At 45.8% G+C, this 550-nt stretch carries 1 protein-coding gene; it reads left to right on the top strand.

Annotated elements, in window-relative coordinates:
- Positions 1–189 precede the first annotated feature (189 nt).
- Positions 190–550: reverse transcriptase N-terminal domain-containing protein (locus HMPREF2794_RS30050; protein WP_210403609.1), on the top strand; the 361-nt coding region annotated here is incomplete at its 3' end.

The following is a 550-nucleotide window of genomic DNA, read 5'->3' as shown; positions in this document are numbered from 1 at the left end:
CAAGCCGAATGGGGTGCAGGTATGAGATAACGGAGAAAGCGAATGCCGCCCTGTAATGGGGAGGATACGGATTGAACCAACATCACGAGTTAATGAGGGTAACATCATCCGACACGAAAGTGGGCAGACTTCCGTATATGGTAACTCTTTACAAGATAACTTTTAGAACTTTCAAAAGGAGGAAAGCAAATGAACGAGATTAAAACATCGTGTGCGCCTGCTGACAGCAGGAATCTGACTTGGGACAGTATGAACTGGTCTAAGTGTGAAACCTATGTCCGAAAGCTACAAGCGCGTATTGTAAAGGCTCAGAAAGAAGGCAGACATAACAAGGTGAAAACCTTGCAGTGGATGCTTACTCACTCTTTTTACGCCAAGGCATTGGCAGTAAAGAGGGTTACTTCCAACAAAGGGAAGAATACGTCTGGAGTAGATAAACAGCTTTGGGACTCTCCCAAGCGCAAGTACAAAGCAATCGGTGAACTTAGACGTCGTGGCTACCATCCACAGCCGCTCCGTAGGGTTCACATCAAGAAAAAGAACGGTAAAC

The sequence above is a fragment of the Bacteroides sp. HMSC067B03 genome (genome assembly GCF_001811315.1).
Taxonomy (GTDB): Bacteria; Bacteroidota; Bacteroidia; order Bacteroidales; family Bacteroidaceae; genus Bacteroides; species Bacteroides faecis.
Note: the sequence above shows the minus strand (reverse complement) of the source record. Positions and strands in the feature narration are given on the sequence as shown.